This window comes from Actinophytocola xinjiangensis (assembly GCF_001921215.1).
Taxonomy (GTDB): Bacteria; Actinomycetota; Actinomycetes; order Mycobacteriales; family Pseudonocardiaceae; genus Actinophytocola; species Actinophytocola xinjiangensis.
This window is the reverse complement of record NZ_MSIF01000059.1, coordinates 1-1,387: the sequence shown is the minus strand read 5'-3', so window position 1 is coordinate 1,387 and position 1,387 is coordinate 1. Positions and strand designations below refer to the sequence as shown.

The following is a 1,387-nucleotide window of genomic DNA, read 5'->3' as shown; positions in this document are numbered from 1 at the left end:
CAGGGGGTCGGCAAAGTCGTTGGTTTGTTAGGTGGGGATGCCGAGGAGGGTGAGTGGTCGGGTGGGGTTGCGTGCCATGTGGCGGAGGCCTGTGGCGATGTTGGTGTATCCGGTGTGGCGTAGTGCGTTGATGGCGAGGTTGCGGAGGGTGGCCATGACGCGGGGTGCGTTGTGGGTGCGGACTCGGGAGTGGTCTTCGGCGTAGGTGACGTCTCGTACCCAGTGGAGTCGGTTTTCGATGTGCCAGTGGTTGCGGACGTAGGTGGCGATGTGGGTGGGGTGAGCGTGTTCGGTGGGCAGGCTGGTGATGCCCAGTGCTGTGTAGGCGCTGCGTTTTCTGGTGGTGTGGTGGGTGGTGTAGCGCTCGATGAGGAATGCGTGTGTGGCGTGGGGGAAATCGATGGCTGGAAAGTGCTGGTAGGGGCCGAGTGGGGCGAGTTGGATGGTGCGGTGTTCGGTGCGGCCGTGGTTGGTTTCGGTGTGGCTGCTGGTAGGGATCTCATGCCAGGGCAGGGAGTCGAGCTGGCGGTAGAGGCGGTGGAGGTTCTCCTTGACGGTGAACACGTAGTGCGCGTTTCTGTCGGTGAGGTAACGGGCGTGGTCGCGGGTGGTGTGCAGCGCGTCGGCGGTGACCACGGTGTCGGTCAGGTCGATCTGGTCGAGCATGGGGGCGAACCAGGCGATCTCGCTGGTTTTCTGCTCGACCTGCCGCTGGGCCAGCACGATCCCGTCGGTGAGGGCATCACCGGTGCTGTGGGAGACCGCGGCCAGCAGATGCACCCCCGCGCCGCCGGTGCGGGCGAAGGTGCCACGCAACGACTTTCCGTCTACCGCTACCGCTGTGAGCATGCGCGGGCTGGGTTGACCGGTGGGGTGTCTGGTGGGCTGGGTCAGCCATGCGCTGATCGCGTCGTCCAGCATGTCGCCGTCGATCTGCTGGGTCAGCCGCCGCACCGTGGACTCTTCCGGAGCCAGATACCGCCCGCGGCGGGTGTCGAACCGTGCCCCCAGAACCGCTAACACCGGTTGGGGAACATCCGCGATCCATTCCCCGATCGCGGCAAAGGACCGCGCACCGGCCAACACCGCCGCCGCGGCCAACGCCAACAACGACCCTGCCGAATGCCGAACCCCTCGCCGATCCCGCGGATCCGGCACCCGAGACAGATATTTCCGCAGGTCAGCCACCTCCTCCAGGCCAACCAGCTCGACACCCGACCCAGAACCCGACCCGGAGTCGAGGGCCAACCGATCAAACGCGACAGGGACCAGGCAAGATTCCACCACGGGCACGGCTCTCCACGATCATGGGACATCAGCAATCACATGATCAACGAGACCGTGCCCGCCCCATCAACTGGGTGATCGACTTTGCCGACCCCCTGCC

Annotated in this window: 1 protein-coding gene; it reads right to left on the bottom strand. The window is 65.5% G+C overall.

Annotated elements, in window-relative coordinates:
- Positions 1-27: 27 nt before the first annotated feature.
- Positions 28-1,188 carry an ISAs1 family transposase gene (locus tag BLA60_RS41790; RefSeq protein ID WP_245812518.1) on the bottom strand — a complete coding sequence of 387 codons (1,161 nt, stop codon included), beginning with the start codon at positions 1,186-1,188 and terminating at the stop codon, positions 28-30.
- Between the last annotated feature and the right edge of the window lie 199 nt (positions 1,189-1,387).